Here is a 21,007-nt window from a genome sequence, read left to right on the forward strand (position 1 = left end):
TGTCCGATCTCCTTGCTAGAACGGCAGGTTGACCGACAGGAAGCCGGTTTCGGAGCGCTCGCGCTGGCCGTCGTACGCATGGCTGCTGACTTCGACACCGTAGCTCAGCGTGATGTCGTGCTTGAACGTCCACACGTGCTGGAGGCGGGCGGTCCATAACGCGCTGGTGCCGAAGCCGCGCTCGTTGTACACGCCGCCGGACGCCGACAGGCGCTGCTGCAACGACATGTCGCCCTTCTTCCACAGCGTCAGCTGGTGCATGACGGTTGCTGCCGCCGCATAGTCGCGGCCCGGGTTGAAGTAGGGCGCGTCCTGCCGCGTGTTGCTGTCGGTGCCGAGATCCAGCGAGACGTTGACGAGCTGGTTCGCGGACGTGTACACGCGCTGCGTGCCCGTCGCGGAAATTTCCTGGTGAAGGTTCGTGTCGCTGTAGCGGCTCACGCCGTAGCTCAGCTTGACTTCGCGGCGGTCGTTCTGGCGATACACGACCTCGACGTTCGCGGAGCGGCCCCAGATGTGCGCGACATAGGCCTTCCACGGCAGCGTGTTGTCGTTGGAGTCGAGCGCGCCGCTGACCGTCCAGTAATCGTTCAGGTTGTACGTGACGGAACCGCGGCCGCCGGTTCGCCCGTCGGTGCCGAGCGAGCGCGTGACTTCGCCCTGGACCGTGAGCGGCCCGTGCCGGTAGTCGCCGCCGACGCCCGTGCGCGTGCGGCTGATGTTGCCGCTGTCGGTTTGCGCATAACCGAAGAACGTGTGCGAAAACACGCGCCAGTTGTCGCCGAACGGTTGCGAATACACATAGCTGTCCGACGTGAAGCTGTTGTCGGCCAGCGCGCTGTTGCCGTGCTCGTAGCTCAGGTCGGTCGTGAACACGGGGCTGCGGTACGCGTTGTAGTCGCGCTTGAATGCGCGCACGGAGCCGCTGTCGGGGAACGTGTTGTCGAAGGTCTGGTCGACGCTCTTCGCGGTCGCGTAGTCGTCGGCCGACAGCGCCGCGCGGCCGAGCCCCGCGAGCATTTCCACGTTGTCCGGGTGGTCGGTCAGCGACGCGTGATACATCGCGATCGCCTGGCGCGGATGCGACTGGCCCGATACGGCGTCGGCATGCGCGGAACGGACCTCCGCGTTGAACGGCACTTCCTTCTCGAGCTTTTCCAGCGCGGCGATCCCTTCATCCACGCGGCCCGTGTAGATCAGGTACTGCGCGCGCAGCCGGTAGTAACGCAGGTAGTCGTCGTTTTCCGGCCCCCACACGCGTACCTCCTTGGCGGGCGGCAGCGACTTGCCCATGTCGTCGAGCACCTGGTTCGCATCGGCCGCGCGCCCCTGGTCGACGTACGACCAGAACAGCCCTTCGCGCAATTCGATCGGACGCGTGCGCGCGCCGTACTGGAAGCCGCGCGTCGCGCTGTCCGTCGGCGAGGCGGTCGCCTGCTTCAGCGCGCGCTGGTACACGGCGTTGGCCTTGCCCGGTTCGCTCAGGTACAGGTACGCGTCGCCGACGGCCGCCAGCGCGTCGATCGAGATCTCCGCGTCCGGCGGAATCGTCTCGAACGTCGCGACGGCCTTCGTCATGTCGCCGCGTGCCGCGTACGCGATCGTCCGGTCGCCGGCGAGCGCCGTCCTGACCGGCGAATACTCGGGCGTGGGCGGCATCCGCTTGTCGAGGTCGTCGGCGGCGCGCAATGCGGTGTCGAGCCCGTCGAAGCGGTCGGCGCTCGTCATCGAGCGCGACTTGTCGCGCCCGCCGCGCACTTGCTGGCGAATCGACAGTTCCTCGAGCCGCGCGAGATCGACGGCGGAGAACACGTCGGGGCGCGCTTTCGCTTCTTCCAGCGCCTTGATCGCGCCGCCGCTCGACGCGAGGCCGAACACGTCGTTGCGGACGGTGGCCGGGTCGGCGGTACGGAGGTCGGGCGCCTGCGCATTCGGGGTTTCCGCTTCGGGGGTCTGCGCGGCCGGCGACTGGGCATTCGGCATCGGCGTGTCCGATGTCTGCGGGGGCGGGGTCTGTGCCGCGGGCGCCGCGGTATTCGGCATCTGGGCACCTGAGGCCTGCGCGATCAGTGTCGGCGCATTCGGCGGGGGGGCGTCCGGTGCGAGCGAACCCGGTGTCGGCGCGTCCGGCGGTTTCGGATCCGGCACACCATGGGTGCCGGCGATTTCGCTGACGCCGCCCGATTCCGTATCGCTTTCGGCGGAGAAGCAGGGGCCGGACGCGACGAGCAGCACCATCAGCGGCGCATGCAGGAAGATCCGCCGGTTGGACGGAGCGACGGCAGTGCGGTGTTGTTTGCGATTGTTGGCCACGGTGTGTCCTCGCTTCGAAACGATCACAACGGTTGCACACCCGACGATCCACGCCACCGTTCGTCGCGCGGCCGGGCAGCGGGCCCGGCCATGCGGCGCCGGTTCACAGGCGATTGCGGATCGCCTGCCCAAGCAATGCACGCGATTCGCTGTTCTTCGGGTCGATCGCGAGCGCCCGGCTCGCGTTTTGCTCCACACAGTTCCATTCGTCGATCTGCGCGCACGAGCGCGCCTTGGCCAGCGCACGCGCACCTGCCAGGTCCGCGCGCGTGACGCTTGCCGTCTGCATGCGCGCCGTGTCGGGGGCGTACGACCGTGGCATCGGTGCGAAGTCCATGCGCTTTCTCGTGCCCGCCAGCGTCTCGGTTCGCGGCGCGCGATGCGCATCGCCGAAGCGCGCGCTGAGGTGGCCGTGAGCCGGCGTGGCGTGCGGGATGGCGGCGAGCGCCATGGGCGGCGCATGCACCGGTTGCCGGTGTTTCGCGACGGCGCGGGTCGCTGCCCGCGGCGCGGCTTCCGGTTCGGCCGCGAGCGTGACGGGCGGTGCGGCCGGTGCGGCCGGTGCGATCGCCGGCTCCGGCTCCGGCCCTTGGGCGACCGAGGTTCCGGACCCACCGGTCGAGCGGGAAGTCGCGGCCACGATCGCGTTGCGGTATTTCCCGGCGGCGGTACGGATCACGCCGGAGATGTCGTGCGTCACGCTGGCATGGCCGGTCGCCGTGTCGCGCTCGGCATACGCGAAGATGCCGAAGATCGCGGCGAACGTGACGAAGCTGAGTGCCGCGTTCTTGCCGGGGCCCCAGGAGGGTTTCGGCCGGCTGGCGGGCGGGTTGTCCGGTCGTTCTGCACGAGTCATTCAATGCTCCTCGATTCGATACGCTGCGGTGAGTGACGCGATCGGGGCGGGTCAGCTGGCGCTCACCATCGCAACTGCGTGGTGAGGGTGCCCGTTTCGACGATCGCGAACTGCATGGCCCCCTGATAGGTGCCTTCGACCCGGTAGCTCGCCTCGGGCACGCTGAACAGGCAGCGCGATCCCGATGCGTTGAATTCGACGAGCACGCGGCCATGCCGCCTCAGCCGCACCTGCACGTTGGCGAGCGGTTGCCCGGTCCGGGCCGACTCGAACGACACGCCCAGGTTGTACGGGCGGCCGTCGGGGGGAAGCGGCGCCGTACCGTCGATCCGTGCGTCGCCGCAGATATAGGAAATCACGTAGCGGCCCGTGCCTGGACCGGACGCGGGGGTCTGGGCCATGGCGTTGATGCAGAGCGTGGAGAGGACGACGCTCAGGAGAGGGCGAGCATGCTGTCGAAACGAGGTAGACATTGCAACCTCCCGTCCGGAATCAATGGCAACGCATTTACTCCGAGTCAAATTTCCAGCGTTCTTTTTGCGACACGCTATTGATACACGATGGTTTTTGAACCAACAACCGCGTGTGGCTGGAATGGGACGAGGGTGAATAATCTTATTTAAATAGGATAACGACCAATTTGTCTGACTCGCTTGGTGCTGAAGAAAGTCGATATTGCCGGATATGATCATTGCTGTTCGGTAGCGATGATCGAGAACGCATTGAATCACGTCGGAGGTATCGACATTCGTGCCGAAACATAACGACTGATAAAAGAATTTTTTGCGTCTGTGTTCGATGCGTATTGATGAAGGCCCGGATACAGGTCGCGTGATTTGAAATGAGGGTGCGACGTTTTTGATATTCGGGTTGTTACAGGTAAATCGAAACTTTCTATTTGTTGTGTAACGAGGTATTTCTACCCGGAAAATCAGGCCGAATATTCGGACATTACAATTGATGAGTAAGAAATGCGACTTTCGAAAGCAAACGTTTGCGATTTCTCCGCTGTCGATTACGGGTCGGGTACGGTGATTTCACGGGCTGCGGCGAGAGGATCGATTGCGGCCGGAAAGTCGATCGCGTTCGATATGAAGCAGTGCGACGCGAATGTATGGCAACGCTGGATTGCCCGAGACCGCATCCGCGTTCGCGCCGTGAACAGACCGGACGCGAACGCAAACCCGAACGCGAATCTCAGCGGCTGCCGTCCGCGCTTCGCCGCGCGATGCGTATCGCCGGCGCGGCCGTTTGCTCGGCGGCATCGACCACGCCTTCAAGCGCCTTGCGCGGCCGGTTCATGATGTAGGTCCACAGCTGCTCGGCCGCGAGCCCGCGCTTGCGTGCCGACCGGTACAGGCGGATTTCGAGTTCGGTGATCCAGTCGCCGGAACCCGCACACACGAGCGTGCCTTCCGCGAGCTCCTTCGCGACACAGCTTTCCGGCAGCCAGCCGATCCCGTGCCCGGCCACGACCATGCCCTTCAAGGCCTCGGACATGTGCGTTTCGAAGCACCGGTGCAGCACATACGGCTCGGTCGCATTCAGCAGCAGCATCTCGACGATGTTGCCGAGAAACGCGCCCGACGAATACGCGAGCAGGGGCAGCGGCGCGTCGGGCGTGCCCGGCAGCTGGAACACGGGCTTGCCGCGCGCGTCCGGCGTCGACACGGGCAGGATCCGCTCGACGCCGAGGTTCACGAACGGGAAGTGGTTCGGGTCGAGCACGATCGGCAACTGCGGATGGTGATAACCGAGCAGCAGGTCGCATTCGCCCTCGACGAGCTGCTGCACGCCTTCCGGCACGTTCACCGCGTTCACGCGCGCGGTCACGTGGCCGACCTCGCCGTTGAGCTGCTTGAGCCATTCGGGAAACAGCGTGAAGACGAGCGTATGGGCGACGGCGAACCGCACGACCTGATCGCTGGCCGCGAACTGGTCGTAGCCGTTCACGAGATTGCGCGCCGCATACATGCTGCGCAGGATGTCCGCGGCGAGCCCGCGGAACATTTGTCCGGCCGGCGTCAGCGTGATCGGGTTGATGCTCCGGTCGACCAGCTTCGCGTCCATCCAGGTTTCGAGCGACGCGATTCGTCTGCTGAATGCCGACTGCGTGAGGTGCCGGTTACGCGCGGCCCGGGAAAAGCTCTTGGTATCCGCAAGGCTCAGGAAATCTTCCAGCCACTTTGCTTCCATTTCGATCTTCGCTTTTTATAGTCGGGCGTCAGAAGGCGCGGCGCCGCTTCGCTGCACGAACTTTCTAGCGTACCGCGCCTCGCGTGGGTCGGCCCGATGTTTTTTTTCGATGGGTGTCAGTCGAAATATGCATGGGCATTGTCGGCGGGATTACGGCTGCATAGGTTTGAGGTGCCGGACCCGGCTAACCGGACAGTTCATCGCGTCGAGCTGTCCGCGCTGCCGCAGACGGTACTTCCCCAGGGCCGGCTGCGCTGTACGCGTGCCGGCCCGCCTTTTCGTCCCGACGTTCCGGCGGCCGCCGAGCCGGCGCTCCAGGTGTGCCAGGGCGCCCCAGGCGGGCCGTTTTTTGTGCAGTGCAGATTGCACAGTCGTGACACGCGGGGGAACTATGTTCGAAAGACGCGGCGCAGCATCGGCCGTGCGCGCTCGCGACGCACCGTTGCCGAGTGTCGCGCCGGGTGCTGCACCGTTGTGGTGCGGAATGCCGCGCGGGCGTGTCCGGCGCGGCGCAAAAAGGGGGGAGGATATCGACGGGATATCGCAAGGCACGTTCCTTGCGAGGCATTCATTACGCCGGTCCGGCATGCGCAATGCCGGGGAAAACGATCGATGGAGAAAAGATCGATGAAGCCATTCGATGAAATGCTGCAATCCGGCGACATGGTAAGGGCGCCTTACGCGCGCCTGAAGCGTTGGCTCGACACGCAGAATCCCGCGAGCCTCGCCCAGAAAGCCCACGACGCGGAAGGTGTGTTCCGCAAGACGGGCATCACGTTTGCCGTTTACGGCGACGCGGAGGCCGCCGAGCGGCTGATCCCGTTCGATATCGTCCCGCGCATCATCTCGGGCGCGGAATGGAGCCGGCTGTCGCTCGGCATCGAGCAGCGCGTGATGGCGCTCAACGCGTTCCTCGACGACATCTATCACCGGCAGGAGATCGTGCGCGCGGGCATCGTGCCGAAGCACCTGATCGCGCACAACGAGGCATTCGTGCCGGAGATGATCGATTTCCGGCCGCCGGGCAACGTTTACACGCACATCATCGGTGTCGACATCGTGCGCACCGGCGAGAACGAGTTCTACGTGCTCGAGGACAACGCGCGCACGCCGTCCGGCGTGTCGTACATGCTGGAAAACCGCGAGACGATGATGCAGCTCTTCCCGGAGCTGTTCCAGCAGGTGAAGGTGCGCCCGGTCGAGACCTACCCGCAGATGCTGCGCCAGTCGCTCGCGGCCGTGTGCCCGCCGGGCGGCAACGCCGACAACCCGACCATCGCCGTGCTGACGCCCGGCATCCACAATTCCGCGTACTACGAACATTCGTTCCTCGCCGACCAGATGGGCGTGCACCTCGTCGAGGGCAGCGACCTGCAGGTGATCGACGGCCGCGTCGCGATGCGCACGACCGAGGGTTTCCGCCCGATCGACGTGCTGTACCGGCGCGTTGACGACGCGTTCCTCGACCCGCTCACGTTCCGCCCCGATTCGGTGCTCGGCGTCGCCGGCATCATGGACGTCTACCGCGCGGGCAACATCACGATCACGAACGCGCCCGGCACGGGCATCGCCGACGACAAGGCGATCTATTCGTACATGCCGGAGATCGTCGAGTTCTACACGGGCCGCAAGGCGCTGCTGGAGAACGTGCCGACCTGGCGCTGCGGCGAGGCCGACAGCCTGAAGTATGTGCTTGAGCATCTCGACGAACTGGTCGTGAAGGAAGTGCACGGCTCGGGCGGCTACGGGATGCTGGTCGGGCCGTGCGCATCGAAGGCCGAGCTCGAGGCGTTCTCCGCGAAGCTGCGTGCGCGGCCGGCGAACTACATCGCGCAACCGACGCTGGCGCTGTCCACGACGCCGATCCTGACCGAAGCCGGCCTCGCGCCGCGCCACGTCGACCTGCGGCCGTTCGTGCTGGTGTCGGACCGGATCCGCATCACGCCGGGCGGGCTCACCCGCGTCGCGCTGAAGGAGGGATCGCTCGTCGTCAACTCGAGCCAGGGCGGCGGCACCAAGGACACCTGGGTGCTGGCCGACTGAGCCGGACACGACCGCGCGCGCCGGAGCCGGCGCGCGAACCGAACGAAGACGGAGTGGACACGAGATGCTTCTGGGACGTACTGCAAGCGGTCTCTACTGGATGTACCGCTATATCGAGCGCGCGGAGAACATCGCGCGCATCGTCGATGCCGGGCTGCGGATGGCGCTCACGCGCACGTCCGACGCGCCGGCCGAATGGTCGTCGGTGCTCGTCAGCTCGGGCACCGACGACGGTTACCGGCAGAAATACGACGCGTATGCGGCCGATACCGTGACCGACTACCTGCTGCGCGACCGCGACAACCCGTCGAGCGTGCTGGCGTGCATCGAGGCCGCGCGCTCGAACGCGCGGATGGTGCGCACGGCGCTGACGCGCGAAGCGTGGGAGAGCGTGAACGGCGCATGGCTCGCGTTGCGCCGCGCGCTTGCGGAACCGGTGCCGGAGAGCGGGCTGCCGGCCGTGCTCGACGAGGTGAAGCGCGAAACCGCGCTGATCCTCGGCAGCTTCTACAGCACCATGCTGCGCAACGAGATCTTCGATTTCGCGCAGATCGGCGCGTACATCGAGCGCGCGGACAACACCGCGCGGATCATCGACGTCAAATACCACCTGCTGCTGCCGTCGGTGTCGCACGTCGGCACGATCCTCGACAACTACCAGTGGGAGACGATCCTGCGCTGCGTGGCCGCGCACCGTTCGTACCGCTGGGTGTACGACGTGCAGTACAAGCCGCTGAACATCGCCGACTACCTGATCCTGAACGGCCGCATGCCGCGTTCGCTGCGCTATTGCTACGGGCGCGTCGTGTCGAGCCTGAACCTGCTCGCGAAGGATTACGGCGTGACACATCCGTGTCACGACACGGCCACGAAGATCCTGCAAATGCTGTCCGATACCTCGGTCGAGCGGATCTTCAAGAGCGGCCTGCACGAATTCCTGACCGACTTCATCGGCCGCAACAACAGCCTCGGGCTCGAAATCGCCCAGGCCTACAACTTCGACTGAGACTTGCCATGCGACTCGCCATTCGACACATCTCGCGTTATCAGTTCGACGATCAAGCCACCCATGCGCTGCAACGGCTGCGGCTGCGTCCGCAATCGGGCCCCGGGCAGACGGTGCGCGCGTGGCAGGTCACGATCGACGGCGTCGAGCCGACGCTGTCGTACGCCGACGGGCTCGGCAACCGGATCGACCTCGTGCGTCACGACCGCGGCGCGAAGGCCGAGATCGTCGTCATCGCGGCCGGCGTCGTCGAGACGCAGGACCGCGCGGGCATTCTCGGCAATCCGGAAGGTTATGCGCCGCCGTGGATCTTCGAGCGCGAGACCGCGCTGACGAAGGCCGGCGACACCGTGCGTGCGCTCGCGGAGGCGCTGCCGATCGAACCGCACGGCCTCGACGCATTGCACTGGCTGATGACGGAAGTGCACGGCCGCATCGCATACGCGCCGAACCTGGCCGCCGACGCGCCCGTCGATGCGGAAACCGCGCTACAAAGCGGCGAGGGCACGAGCCGCGACCATGCGCATGCGTTCATCGCGGCCGCGCGCGTGCTGAAGATTCCCGCGCGCTATATCTCGGGTTACGTGCTTGCCGACAGCGCGATGCAGCGCATCGCCGACGCGAAGCAGAACGTGGCCGACGACGAGGAGGAAGCGCTCGCGCTGCAGAGCGGCGACGGCATGCAGCAGGTGCTCGGCGCGTCGCATGCGGGGCAATCCCAATCGCAATCCCAATCGCAGTCGCAGGGGCTGCCGCAGCAGGCGCTCGGCGCGCAGCCGCAAGCCGCCGCGCTGACGCAGCAGCCGGCCGGTCATGCGTGGGCCGAGGCCTATGTCGAAGGGCTCGGCTGGGTCGGGTTCGATCCGTTCATGAACCGCTGCCCGGACGAGCGCTACGTGCGTATCGCGGTCGGCCTCGACTATCGCGACGCGCAGCCGGTGACGGGCCTCGGCGCGACGGCCGTCGGCGTCGAGATCAGCGTCGTGCAGTCGCCGGAATTCGTCTGACCTGACGCGCGCTTTCGCCGAATCCGCCATGCCGGGCCGCCGCGTCGAGGGCGACGCGGCGTGTGCGGCCGGCCCAACCCGAACCGAGCTCCCATGTCCATCCACGTCGCGCTGCATCACACCACCCGCTACCGTTACGACCGGCTCGTCAATCTCGGCCCTCAGGTCGTGCGGCTGCGGCCCGCGCCGCACTGCCGGACGCCGATCGTCGCGTACTCGATGACGGTCGAGCCCGCGGAGCACTTCATCAACTGGCAGCAGGACCCGTTCTCGAACTATCTCGCGCGGCTCGTGTTTCCGGAGCGTACGGAGTCCTTCGAGATCACGATCGATCTCGTCGCCGAAATGTCGGTGTACAACCCGTTCGACTTCTTCCTGGAAGCCAGCGCGGAGCAATACCCGTTCAGCTATGACGATGCGCTGAAGACCGAACTCGCGCCGTATCTCGCCTGTGATCCGAAGACGAGCACGTCGCCGCTGTTCCGCGCGTATCTCGACGGCGTCGACCTCACGCCGGCCGGCACCGTGAACTTCATCGTCGCGCTGAACCAGCAGCTGCAGCGCGACATCGGTTATCTCGTGCGGCTGGAGCCCGGCGTGCAGACGCCCGAACAGACGCTCGAACTCGCGTCCGGCTCGTGCCGCGACAGCGCGTGGCTGCTCGTGCAGCTGTGCCGGCATCTCGGCATCGCCGCGCGTTTCGTGTCGGGCTACCTGATCCAGCTCACGCCCGACGTGAAGTCGCTCGACGGCCCGAGCGGCACGTCGGTCGACTTCACCGACCTGCATGCGTGGTGCGAGGTCTATCTGCCGGGCGCCGGATGGATCGGCTTCGATCCGACCTCGGGCCTGCTCGCCGGCGAAGGGCATATCCCGCTCGCGTGCACGCCGCAGCCGACCAGCGCCGCGCCGGTCGAAGGGCTGATCGACGAGTGCGAGGTGTCGTTCGAGCACGAGATGGCGGTGACGCGCGTGTACGAATCGCCGCGCGTGACGAAGCCGTATACGGAGTCGCAATGGGACGCGGTGCGCACGCTCGGCACCCAGGTCGACGGCGCGCTGGCGGCCGGCGACGTGCGGCTCACGCAGGGCGGCGAGCCGACCTTCGTGTCGATCGACGATCGCGACGGCGCCGAGTGGAACACCGATGCGCTCGGCCCGACCAAGCGCGGCTACGCGACCGAGCTCGTGCAGCGGCTGCGCGCCGAATACGGCGACGGCGGTTTCCTGCATTTCGGGCAGGGCAAGTGGTATCCGGGCGAGCAGCTGCCGCGCTGGGCGCTGTCGATCTTCTGGCGCGCGGACGGCCAGCCCGTGTGGCACGACCCGTCGCTGTTCGCCGACGAGCGCGAGCCGTCCGCCTGTACGACCGATGACGCGAAGCGCTTCATCAACGCGCTGGCCGCGCGGCTGAACCTGACCGGCGACTTCATCCTGCCCGGCTACGAGGACGTCTGGTACTACCTGTGGCGCGAACGCCGGCTGCCGGTCAACGTCGACCCGTTCGACTCGCGCCTCGACGACGAGCTCGAACGCGCGCGGCTGCGCAAGGTGTTCGAGCAGCAGCTCGACAGTGTGGTCGGCTACGTGCTGCCGGTCCAGCGCACGGAAGATGGGCCGGGCCTCGACGGGCCGCGCTGGCAGACGGGCCCGTGGTTCTTCCGCGACGAGCGGATGTACCTCGTGCCCGGCGATTCGCCGATGGGCTATCGGCTGCCGCTCGATTCGCTGCCGTGGGCCACGCGTGCCGACCATCCGCACCTGGTCGAGCGCGATCCGTTCGCGCCGCGCACCGCGCTGCCGGAAGCTGCCGCCATCCGCGCGCGTTATGCGGGGCCGGCCGACGCGCCGCGCTACCTGTCCGGCGTGCATCGCGAAGCGTCCGCGCAGACCGTGATGCAGTGGCGCAACGGTGGCACGGCCGCGGACGGGCGGCCCGCCGCGCACGATCCGCAGCGCCGGCCCGAGCGCTTCGAATCGGCCGCGTGGATCACGCGCACCGCGCTGTGCGTCGAAGTGCGCAACGGCATCCTGTACCTGTTCATGCCGCCGCTCGCCGCGCTCGAGGATTATCTCGAACTGCTCGGCGCGATCGAGCTGACCGCGCACGCGCTCGGCGTGAAGCTCGTGCTCGAAGGCTACCCGCCGCCGCGCGATGCGCGGCTGAAGATGCTGCAGGTGACGCCCGATCCCGGTGTGATCGAAGTGAACATCCATCCGGCCGCGAGCTTCGACGAGCTCGTCGACCACACCGAATTCCTGTACGACGCCGCATGGCAGTCGCGGATGTGCAGCGAGAAGTTCATGGTCGACGGCCGCCACGTCGGCACGGGCGGCGGCAACCACTTCGTGCTCGGCGGCGCGACGCCGGCCGACAGCCCGTTCCTGCGCCGCCCGGACCTGCTCGCGAGCCTGGTCGCGTACTGGCACAACCATCCGTCGCTGTCGTACCTGTTCTCCGGGCTCTTCATCGGGCCGACGAGCCAGGCGCCGCGCGTCGACGAGGCGCGCAACGACCAGCTCTACGAACTCGACATCGCGTTCGCGGAGATCCAGCGCAACAAGCTGCTGTACGGGCAGGACATGCCGCCGTGGCTCGTCGACCGCGTGCTGCGCAACCTGCTGATCGACGTGACGGGCAATACGCATCGCAGCGAATTCTGCATCGACAAGCTGTATTCGCCCGATTCGTCGACCGGCCGGCTCGGCCTGCTCGAACTGCGCGCGTTCGAGATGCCGCCGCATGCGCGGATGAGCGTCGTGCAGCAACTGTTGCTGCGCGCGCTGGTCGCGCGTTTCTGGGCAGCGCCGTACACGACGCCGCTGACGCGCTGGGGCACCGCGCTGCACGACCGCTTCATGCTGCCGGCGTTTCTTCAGATGGATTTCGACGACGTGCTGGCCGAACTGCGCGACGCGGGTTTCGCGTTCGATCCGGCCTGGTTCGCGCCGCACTTCGAATTCCGCTTCCCGCTGTTCGGCGAGATCGCGGTGAACGGGATGCAGCTGTCGCTGCGCGGCGCGCTGGAGCCGTGGCACGTGATGGGCGAAGAGGGCGCGCCCGGCGGCACGGTGCGCTACGTCGATTCGTCGGTCGAAAGGCTCGAAGTGCGCGTGACGGGTCTGAACGACAACCGGCACGTCGTGACCGTCAACGGCCGCGCGCTGCCGCTGCAGCCGACCGGCACCGTCGGCGAATACGTCGCGGGCGTGCGCTACAAGGCGTGGGCGCCGCCGTCCGCGCTGCATCCGACCATCGGCGTGCACGCGCCGCTCACGTTCGACATCGTCGATACGTGGCTGCAGCGCTCGCTCGGCGGCTGCCGTTATCACGTCGCGCATCCGGGCGGGCGCAACTACGCGACGTTCCCCGTCAATGCGTACGAGGCCGAGAGCCGCCGGCTCGCGCGCTTCGTCGAGATGGGGCACACGCCGGGGCGGATGGACGTCGCGGCCGCCGCGCCGAGCCGCGAATTCCCGTTCACGCTCGACCTGCGGCGGCCGTGACCGGCCGATGACAGGCATCACGACGATGCGCGGCTCGCGTTCTCCCGGCGCACCGGTCGATAGCGGCTCCGCCGGAGTGCTAGGATGCGGGCAGATTGCGGCCGCGCGCAACGGCCCGCCGCTCGTGCGGCGGCGCCCGTGCGCGGCCGCACCCTGAAGACGAAACGATACTGTGTCGCCCATTCAAACCGATCATCTCGCCGCCCTCGACGCGATGCCCACGCTTTTCGATACCGGTGCGCAGCCGGACGCCGCGGAACTGGCCGCCGCGCTCGCGGCGCCGGCCGCCGCCGGCCGTTACGACGAACTGCGCGGCAGCGCGGCCGGCCTGAACGCGCCTGCGCTCGCGCCTGCATGGCGCAGCTTTTTCACGTCGATCGGCAGCGACGGCGTGGCCGACCTCGATCGCCGCGCCGACGCGCTGCAGCGGCGCATGCGCGAGAACGGCCTGTTCTATCAGTTGCACGAGCAGCGCGCCGGCGCCGGCGCGGTCGGCCCGTGGTCGCTCGACCTGCTGCCGCTGATCGTCACGCCCGAGGACTGGGTCGCGATCGAGCGCGGCGTGCTGCAGCGCGTGCGGCTGCTCAACGCGACGATGGCCGACCTGTACGGGCCGCAGACGATCCTGCAGCGCGGGCTGCTGCCGCCCGCGCTCGTGACCGGACATTCCGGCTACCTGCGTGCGATGCGCGGCGCGCGCGTGCCGGGCGACACGTGGCTGCACGTCGTCGCGTTCGATCTCGCACGCGGCCCGGACGGGCAATGGCGGATCGTCGCGCAGCACACGCAGGGCGCGGCCGGGCTCGGTTATCTGCTCGAAAACCGGCTGATCGTGTCGCGGCTGTTTCCGCGCGGGTTTCGCGGGCTGCGCGTGCAGCGGCTCGCGTCCGCGTACCGCGCGCTGCTGCAGAGCATGCAGGCACTCAGCCCGACCGCGAAGAATTCGCGGATCGTGCTGCTCACGCCAGGGCCGCACAGCGCGACCTATTTCGAGCATGCGTATCTCGCGCGTTACCTCGGCCTCACGCTCGTCGAGGGCGGCGACCTGACCGCGCGCGACAGCCGTGTTTTCCTGAAAACGCTGCGCGGGCTCGAACCCGTGCACGGCATCCTGCGGCGCGTCGACGACGCGTGGCTCGATCCGCTCGAACTGCGGCCCGATTCGATGCTCGGCGTGCCGGGGCTGCTGCAGGCCGTGCGCGCGGGCAACGTGCTGCTCGCGAACGCGCCGGGCTCGGGCTTTCTCGAATCGCCGGCCATGCTCGGTTTCATGCCGCGTCTCGCGGAGGGGCTGCTGGGCGAAACGCTGACGCTGCCCGCCGTGCATTCATGGTGGTGCGGCGAGGCGGCCGCCTGTGACGATGCGTTGCCGCAGCTCGCGCGCGGCATCGTGAAGGCGTCGTATCCGCCCGACGTGCAGGCCGGCGGCCCGTTCGACCCGGTGATCGGCGCGCGGCTCACGCAGGCGCAGCTCGCCGACTGGCGCGCGCGGATCCTGGCACAGCCCGAACACTACACGGTGCAGGCCGACCTGCCGCTGTCGCAGGCGCCGACCTGGCCGCGTCACGACGCGCCCGACGGCAACGACAGCGCGCGCATCGTGCCGAAGCCGGTGCTGCTGCGCGTGTTCGCGCTCGCCGACGGCGCGCAGCGCTGGCGGCTCCTGCCGGGCGGGCTGTCGCGGGTCGGCACGCGCGACACGCTGTTCAACGCGCCGATGCCGCGCGGCGGCAGCACCGTCGATACATGGGTGATGACCGAAGGCATCGTCGATTCGACGACGCTGCTGCAGACGCACCTCGGCCCCGACGATCTCGTCGAGCGGCCGCGCGCGATCGCGAGCCGCGCGGCCGAGAACCTGTTCTGGCTCGGCCGCTATACCGAGCGCGCGACCAACCTGATGCGCCTCGCGCGCGCCGCGCTCGAACGGCTGCGCGGCGAGGACGACGTCGACAGTCCCGCGCATCTGGAACTGATCGACACGCTGTGCCGCGACACCGGCCTGATCGCGGCCGACGCGCCGAACGCCGTCGATGCGCCGCGTGCGTTCCAGCACACGCTCGCGACGTCGCTGACGCGCGGCGCCGATCGCACGTCGGGAATCGCGTCGTGCCTGTTCGGGATGCGCGGCGCCGCCGCCGCGATCCGCGAACGGCTGTCGAGCGATCAATGGCGGCTGATCGACGACGCGACGCAATTGTTCGCGGACAGCGCCGGCCTGCCGGAAGCCGAGGAGCAGATCGGCAACGACGCGCTGCAGTTGCTGGAGCGTCTCGGCCTGCTGCTCGGTGCGATCACGGGCGCGCAGACCGACAACATGACGCGCGACGACGGCTGGCGGTTGCTGTCGATCGGCCGCCAGATCGAACGCCTGGACTTCCTGTGCGCCGTGTTGAAGTTCGCGTTCGACGAGGGCGCCGTGCATCGGCAGGACGGCTTCGAGCTCGTGCTGGAGCTGTTCGACAGCACGATCACGTTCCGCTCGCGTTTCCAGCGCGGCTTCGACGTCGCGCCGCTGCTGTCGCTCGTCGTGCTCGATACCGACAACCCGCGCTCGCTCGGCTGGGTCGTGCAGGCGCTGCGCGGCCGCTTGACGAAGGTCGAGCGCAGCGAGGGTTATGCGTTGTCGGAGTTGGCCGAGACGATTCCGGACGTACCCGCGTGGTCGCTGCACGAACTGTGCGAAACCGCCGACGGCGGCCGGCACGACAAGCTGCTCGATGCGCTCGACGCGACGGTGAGGGCGGTCTGGGAGCTGTCGAACCGGATCGGCGAACGCTATTTCAGCCACGTGCGCGAGGCGGGCAGGACGCTATGGTGACGACGAAAGGCGCGGCGAAAACGCCGTCCGGTTCCGGCCACGCGCGGCAGTCCGCGGCACCCGCTGTACCACCCGCATCGGCCACGCCGGCCGCCGTTGCGCCCGGCCGCTTGCTGCGCGTCACGCACGATACCGAATACCGTTACGCGGCACGCGTCGAATCGGCCCAGCACCAGGCCCGCCTGCAACCGCTCGCGACGCCGCGGCAGCAGGTGTTGTCGTTCGCGCTCGACATCGAGCCCGCGCCGGAATCGGTGTGCACGGAGATCGACGCATTCGGCAACGCGCGCGCGTCGTTCGCGCTGAACCAGCCGCATGACGCGCTGCTCGTGCGCAGTTGCAGCACGGTGCGCGTGACGCCGCCCGTGTGGTCGCTCGGTGCGCGCGGCGCGCCGCCGCCCGCGATCGCGCGTCCCGATGCAAAGCAGGCGACCGAATGGGAAGCCGTGCGCGACCGCTTGCGGTTTCGCGCGGGGCAGCCTTACGACGCGGCGAGCGAATTCGTGTTCGCGTCGCCGCATGTCGCGTGCGATCCCGAACTCGCCGCGTACGCGGCCGCGAGCTTCACGCCGCACCGGGCGCTCGTGCAGGCCGCCTGGGACCTGATGCGGCGCGTGCACGCCGACTTTGCGTATACGCCGAACAGCACCGACATCACGACGTCGGCACTCGACGCGCTGCGGCTGCGCAAGGGTGTCTGCCAGGATTTCGCGCACGTGATGATCGGCGCATTGCGCTCGCTCGGGCTGGCCGCGCGTTACGTGAGCGGCTATCTGCTCACGCAGCCGCCGCCCGGGCAGCCGCGGCTGATCGGCGCCGACGCGTCGCATGCGTGGGTCGAGGTGTACGACCCGGCGTGGCCCGAGGACGGCGGCTGGCTGCAGCTCGATCCGACCAACGACCGCGCGCCGGGCGACGACTACGTGATGCTGTCGATCGGCCGCGATTACGCGGACGTGACGCCGCTGCGCGGCGTGATCCGCGGCGGCGGCGCGGATCAGGAGCTGAAGGTCGGTGTGACGGTCGAGCCGCTCGATGCGGCTTGATGACGAGCGGCGGCACGTGTTCACCCTTCGATGATGCGTTGATCCCGCGCGTTTGCAGTGCTCCCGTCTTCTCTCGGTTGGCGGCACTTCCGTGTCGGCCGACCCTGTCTCTCGTCTGTTGACTTCCACACGATCGTAGAAATGCACGCCCGTGACGTGCGGCATGAAGTTGCCGGTCGGCCGTTCATGGTGAGTGCGTGGCTTCGTACTTGACCGTGAGACATAGCGGCAGACAGACGCGTCATTTCACGTGATTTGATCAGACGGGTTCGATTTTTATCCAGAGCGAGAAACAGCGCTTGCGCGCTGATGGGCTGATTTCCGATGATCCGGATGCCCAACCACGCGCAGGAGCCAGGATGACTCAGCCTTACCCCGCTCTTCAATCGACTACAGACGAGTTCGGCGCATCGTCAGTCAATGCAGCCGCGTCAGCTGGCCCTGCATCATCGGTTGAACCGCCGAAGATCGTCGTCGGTCGCGTTGAAGGGGTAACGATGTTTGCCGCGGACACACGGTTGATCTGCGTGAAGCAACTGCCATTGCCGGGTGTCGTTATCTTCGTGCACGGCGTGAATTCGGAGGGGGAGTGGTTCGAAGCGGCTGAACAGGGCTTGTGCGATGGCTTGAATCGCCGGCTCGGGCGCCTGAACGATCAGATGATGTATCTCGGTATCAACGCGGGGCAGATGTTACCGGCAACGTACACCGAAAGCGTGACGCCGGATGGGTTTCTGAATCCGGATCTGCTGCCGGACAATTACGTCAGGCCCGATCCGTCGTTTTCGCCCGTCATTCACTTTCGCTGGGGCTATAAGGCGACCATCAAGGAGCTCAAAGAGTACGGCGACAAGATTTTCTTGAACGAGAAAGACTATTGGGGCGGTGGCCCGTTCGTCAACGGTTGCTCGAGCCTGCCCGATCTTTGGCAGGCCGGTCTCGACGACCGCGCATTCGGATGGACGACCGTGCAGGGCATCAATCCGATCAATCGGCCGCTCTATCGCGCGCCGCCGCGCGCGTATGGCGTGCTCGCTGCATTGCGACTCGCGAAACTGATCGAATCGATCCGTCGCATGCAGGCCGACGTGCCGATCACCGTCGTGTGTCACAGTCAAGGCAACATCGTCGGCCTCACGGCGGCATTCTTTGGCGATGCGCTGCCGGACGTGATGGATCCGTGGGGACGCAAGGGGCGCTGCGTGGCGGACGCCTACGTGCTGGCAAATGCGCCATACAGCCTCGCGAACGGTAGCGGCTCGAAAAAATCCGATACGTTCATGGATACATGGTCGCAGCGCGGGGTGAAGGATGCGAAGGGAAACCGGGGGCGTCAGACATATGCAGCGCGCGCGCAGACCTTCGGCAAATTCCTGTCGATCGTCGGTACGCGTGCCGCTTGCGAGCCTGCGCCCGACAAGGTCGACGAAGACATGGCGAACAGCCGTGTGTCCCCGACCAGCCAGAAATCCTACGCGGCGCAGGCGGATCGTGAGCGATTCGGCCTGAACGCATCGACGTACGGGCGCGTCACGGTGTATTGCTGCCCGCATGACCAGGTCATTTCGGCGTTGACGGTCCAGGGTATTGGCTGGCGGGGCATCAGCGAAGACGAACTGACCGACATCGGCGCGTCCGGCATCCTGACTCAACGCGTATTCGCGTCAGGCTTTCAGGTCGGCGTTCAGCAATCCTATCGGTATTGGCAAGACGACTGGCGATATCGCAAGCGAGAGACAAAACCGGGCTTCTGGTATCCGCCTTCGCCGTCCGCCAGATTCAATCTGATCGGTGCACTCAATGGCAACGAAAGCGTGCTGGGAATGATGGTCACGCTGGTGACCGCGCCGGTCATGTTCGCGTTGACCAGGGTGAGTTCGACATTGGACATGTTTCGCGTGAACGCCGATCCGCCCGAGGATTGGGCGGTGGCCGCCGATGCCCCTGCGCTGGACGAGCCGTTCACGCCGAAGGCGTTGCGCTTCGGCAAACCGATCGAGACGCGGGACGGCGACGCGGTCAGCGATTTCAACGAAGACTACGATCCGCCTGCTGCGTGGCGAGATGCAGGCAAGACCGATGCGGACAAACAGGCAGACGATCCGTACGACCGGTACAGGGCGAGGAACAAGGACGGCAATGCCCAGGGAACCGCGATGACCGAGTCCGGACAGCGTTACGAGGATCGGGCCGTGATGCGCATGGAGGCACGCCGCGAGCGGAATGCCGCATGGCTCGACGAAGCCGGCCGCGCAATCGGCGAGAACGCCAATAGCGTGGCGCCAGAAGGCTACAAGGAATGGCGCGACAAGAAAATTACCGACTTGCTCGATCGCGGTATGACCAATAGCCCGACGAACCATTCGACGACGATGACCAACCCCGAGCACGCAGAAAAGGCGCTTGCGTATGACGTGGCTATTGGTTTGTGTTACCTGACGCCCGCTCAGATGGTTGGCTTGCGGATTGAGGCGGATTGGAGAATGGGCGAGGGACTGGGGGATGATCACCCAAACAAAAAGTACGCTGACTATTTTTTATCCGGATGTATCGACGACTTGGCGGTACACGAATGGGCGCACGCGGAAGGTAGCGAGGGCAACACGCCGGGCAAGATCGTCGACGAACGCGAAGGGCAGTTTTATCTGAGCGTCGGAGGCGTCGTATGAAGGCAGTGATTGCTACATGGCCACGACGCATCGCGTTGGCGGTAGTGACGTGGATTGTCTCGACCCTGCTGATGCTCGCCCTGATGGAACATCTGGATCACCCACACCCGTCATTACTCGAAACAGGAGATTGGATGAAGCGACTCGTGATTGCTCCCGGCCTGATGGCTCTGATGGTGCTCTTGTTGACTACTGCAATGGTGCGCCCCACTCAAGCCGGACCGAACCCGGAATCAGTACCTATTGCCACTGCACCGGCGGACGAATCCCCAAAGCCATTCGTGGCACAGGTAGTCGGCCTGATCTGGTTGAATCCGTTGCAGCGTCGGGACTACCCGACGGAGTGGCAATTGTTGTGGACGCAAGGACTTGTTAAACCGAACAAGAACGATGACATGGTGCGAACGAATGCGGAGAAATACTCGTCGCTTCGGTCAATCGGGGCTTTGGTATACGGCAATCGTGGAACAGAAACTTTCAACGGCTTCTATGCCAAGTATGTCGATAAGTTTCTCTTGCTGATGAACACGCGTTATGCAACAAACGCGAAATACTTCTATACGGTGGCGCCCGAAAATTCGAAGGATTGGCGTGAGCTTGCCGGCCAGCGTATCGAACTTGCGATTCCGAATCGACTTGATCCACAGGTAGCCCACGACCGGTTGCGCAAGCGCATGAAGACTTTCTACGGAATTGGCGAACCGTTCCCGAAGACACTCTGGAGCCGCAGCACGCTTCCCGACGTGCAGATCACCCAGGGTGACGCGAACGCCGGATTTACGTCGCTGAACAAGGCACTCGACTACTTGCAGGCGAACCCCGACAAGACCGTGTGGGTAATGAACTGGGATGCGCCGAACTTTCCGCCGACGGATGCACAGATCAACGAGAACCTCGTCGTGCTGTTCCTCGCCGGCCCGACCTTCAACACGGAGCGCGAGCCGCTCGCCTGGATCGGCAACGCGGCGACTGGCGACACGGAGGATTTTTCGCCGAAAGTCGGCACGACGCGCGCCGTGCAAGCCTGGAAGGTAACCATCGATCAGGCTGCACGCAACGCCGGCATCGCCGTTCCGGACATCAAGTACATCGTCCACGACGCGGGTAACGGCAGCGATGCGGCGTCGATGCGCCTTGTTGCGCTGTCGCAGACCCTGACCGAAACCCTGCCGGAATACGACCACGGTAAACAGGCATTCAACACGGCAGCCTTGCTCGGCGATATGGGCACGGGCAGTGCGCTTACCGACGTCGCGTTGGCAATCGGTCGTATCAACCACTTCGGCGGAAACGCGCTCGTTGCCGGTACGACCGACCCACGTCATCCTGTCGCCGTCGTGGTGACGCCGCCGTCGAAACTCACTCGGATAGATCCGGACACGGATTGGTTTCGTGCACGCGGCGAAAACAATGCCTATCTACCGTGGTGGGGCCGTCGACACGACACCAATTACGGGATACAGGGCTTTTCGTGGTGAGTTTCGATAGCGCGTGGAGTCGGCCTGTTCGGCCCGCCATCATGCTTTTCGGGCTGGAACGAGAA

Annotated in this window: 12 protein-coding genes; 8 read left to right on the top strand and 4 right to left on the bottom strand. The window is 66.2% G+C overall.

Annotated features, from left to right (window positions below):
- Positions 1-15: 15 nt before the first annotated feature.
- From pgaA to ACN22W_RS20470, 4 genes are all read right to left on the bottom strand, one after another.
- Entirely contained in the window at positions 16-2,313 is a 2,298-nt protein-coding gene (gene pgaA, locus ACN22W_RS20455) for a poly-beta-1,6 N-acetyl-D-glucosamine export porin PgaA (protein WP_419689187.1), read from the bottom strand.
- A gap of 103 nt (positions 2,314-2,416) precedes the next feature.
- Entirely contained in the window at positions 2,417-3,169 is a 753-nt protein-coding gene (locus tag ACN22W_RS20460; protein ID WP_419689188.1) for a hypothetical protein, read from the bottom strand.
- A 62-nt stretch (positions 3,170-3,231) separates the two neighbouring features.
- Complete coding sequence (locus ACN22W_RS20465) at positions 3,232-3,642, bottom strand: hypothetical protein (RefSeq protein ID WP_412024782.1); 411 nt, start codon at positions 3,640-3,642, stop codon at positions 3,232-3,234.
- A 724-nt stretch (positions 3,643-4,366) separates the two neighbouring features.
- Complete coding sequence (locus ACN22W_RS20470) at positions 4,367-5,365, bottom strand: LysR substrate-binding domain-containing protein (protein ID WP_129517120.1); 999 nt, start codon at positions 5,363-5,365, stop codon at positions 4,367-4,369.
- 627 nt (positions 5,366-5,992) lie between these two features.
- Here ACN22W_RS20470 and ACN22W_RS20475 point away from each other — a divergent pair.
- From ACN22W_RS20475 to ACN22W_RS20510, 8 genes are all read left to right on the top strand, one after another.
- Positions 5,993-7,408, top strand: a complete 1,416-nt coding sequence (locus ACN22W_RS20475) for a circularly permuted type 2 ATP-grasp protein (RefSeq protein ID WP_164992104.1) — start codon at positions 5,993-5,995, stop codon at positions 7,406-7,408.
- Positions 7,409-7,472: 64 nt separating this feature from the next.
- A complete protein-coding gene (locus tag ACN22W_RS20480; protein WP_129517122.1) occupies positions 7,473-8,414 on the top strand; it encodes an alpha-E domain-containing protein in 942 nt (313 codons plus the stop codon).
- An 8-nt stretch (positions 8,415-8,422) separates the two neighbouring features.
- Positions 8,423-9,421 (top strand): transglutaminase family protein, encoded by a 999-nt coding sequence (locus ACN22W_RS20485; RefSeq protein WP_419689189.1) that lies wholly within the window; start codon positions 8,423-8,425, stop codon positions 9,419-9,421.
- Positions 9,422-9,514: 93 nt separating this feature from the next.
- Positions 9,515-12,928: a DUF2126 domain-containing protein gene (locus ACN22W_RS20490; protein ID WP_419689190.1), complete on the top strand. Its 3,414-nt coding sequence runs from the start codon at positions 9,515-9,517 to the stop codon at positions 12,926-12,928.
- Positions 12,929-13,142: 214 nt separating this feature from the next.
- Complete coding sequence (locus tag ACN22W_RS20495) at positions 13,143-15,749, top strand: circularly permuted type 2 ATP-grasp protein (protein ID WP_419689873.1); 2,607 nt, start codon at positions 13,143-13,145, stop codon at positions 15,747-15,749.
- On the top strand, positions 15,743-16,795 hold the full coding sequence (locus tag ACN22W_RS20500) for a transglutaminase family protein (protein WP_419689191.1): 1,053 nt from the start codon (positions 15,743-15,745) through the stop codon (positions 16,793-16,795). The genes ACN22W_RS20495 and ACN22W_RS20500 overlap by 7 nt, the downstream gene beginning before the upstream one ends.
- A 497-nt stretch (positions 16,796-17,292) precedes the next feature.
- Positions 17,293-19,464 carry a hypothetical protein gene (locus ACN22W_RS20505; protein ID WP_419689874.1) on the top strand — a complete coding sequence of 724 codons (2,172 nt, stop codon included), beginning with the start codon at positions 17,293-17,295 and terminating at the stop codon, positions 19,462-19,464.
- Entirely contained in the window at positions 19,461-20,942 is a 1,482-nt protein-coding gene (locus tag ACN22W_RS20510; RefSeq protein ID WP_419689192.1) for a virulence factor, read from the top strand. The genes ACN22W_RS20505 and ACN22W_RS20510 overlap by 4 nt, the downstream gene beginning before the upstream one ends.
- Positions 20,943-21,007 lie beyond the last annotated feature (65 nt).

This window comes from Burkholderia theae (assembly GCF_048565265.1).
Lineage (GTDB): Bacteria > Pseudomonadota > Gammaproteobacteria > Burkholderiales > Burkholderiaceae > Burkholderia > Burkholderia theae.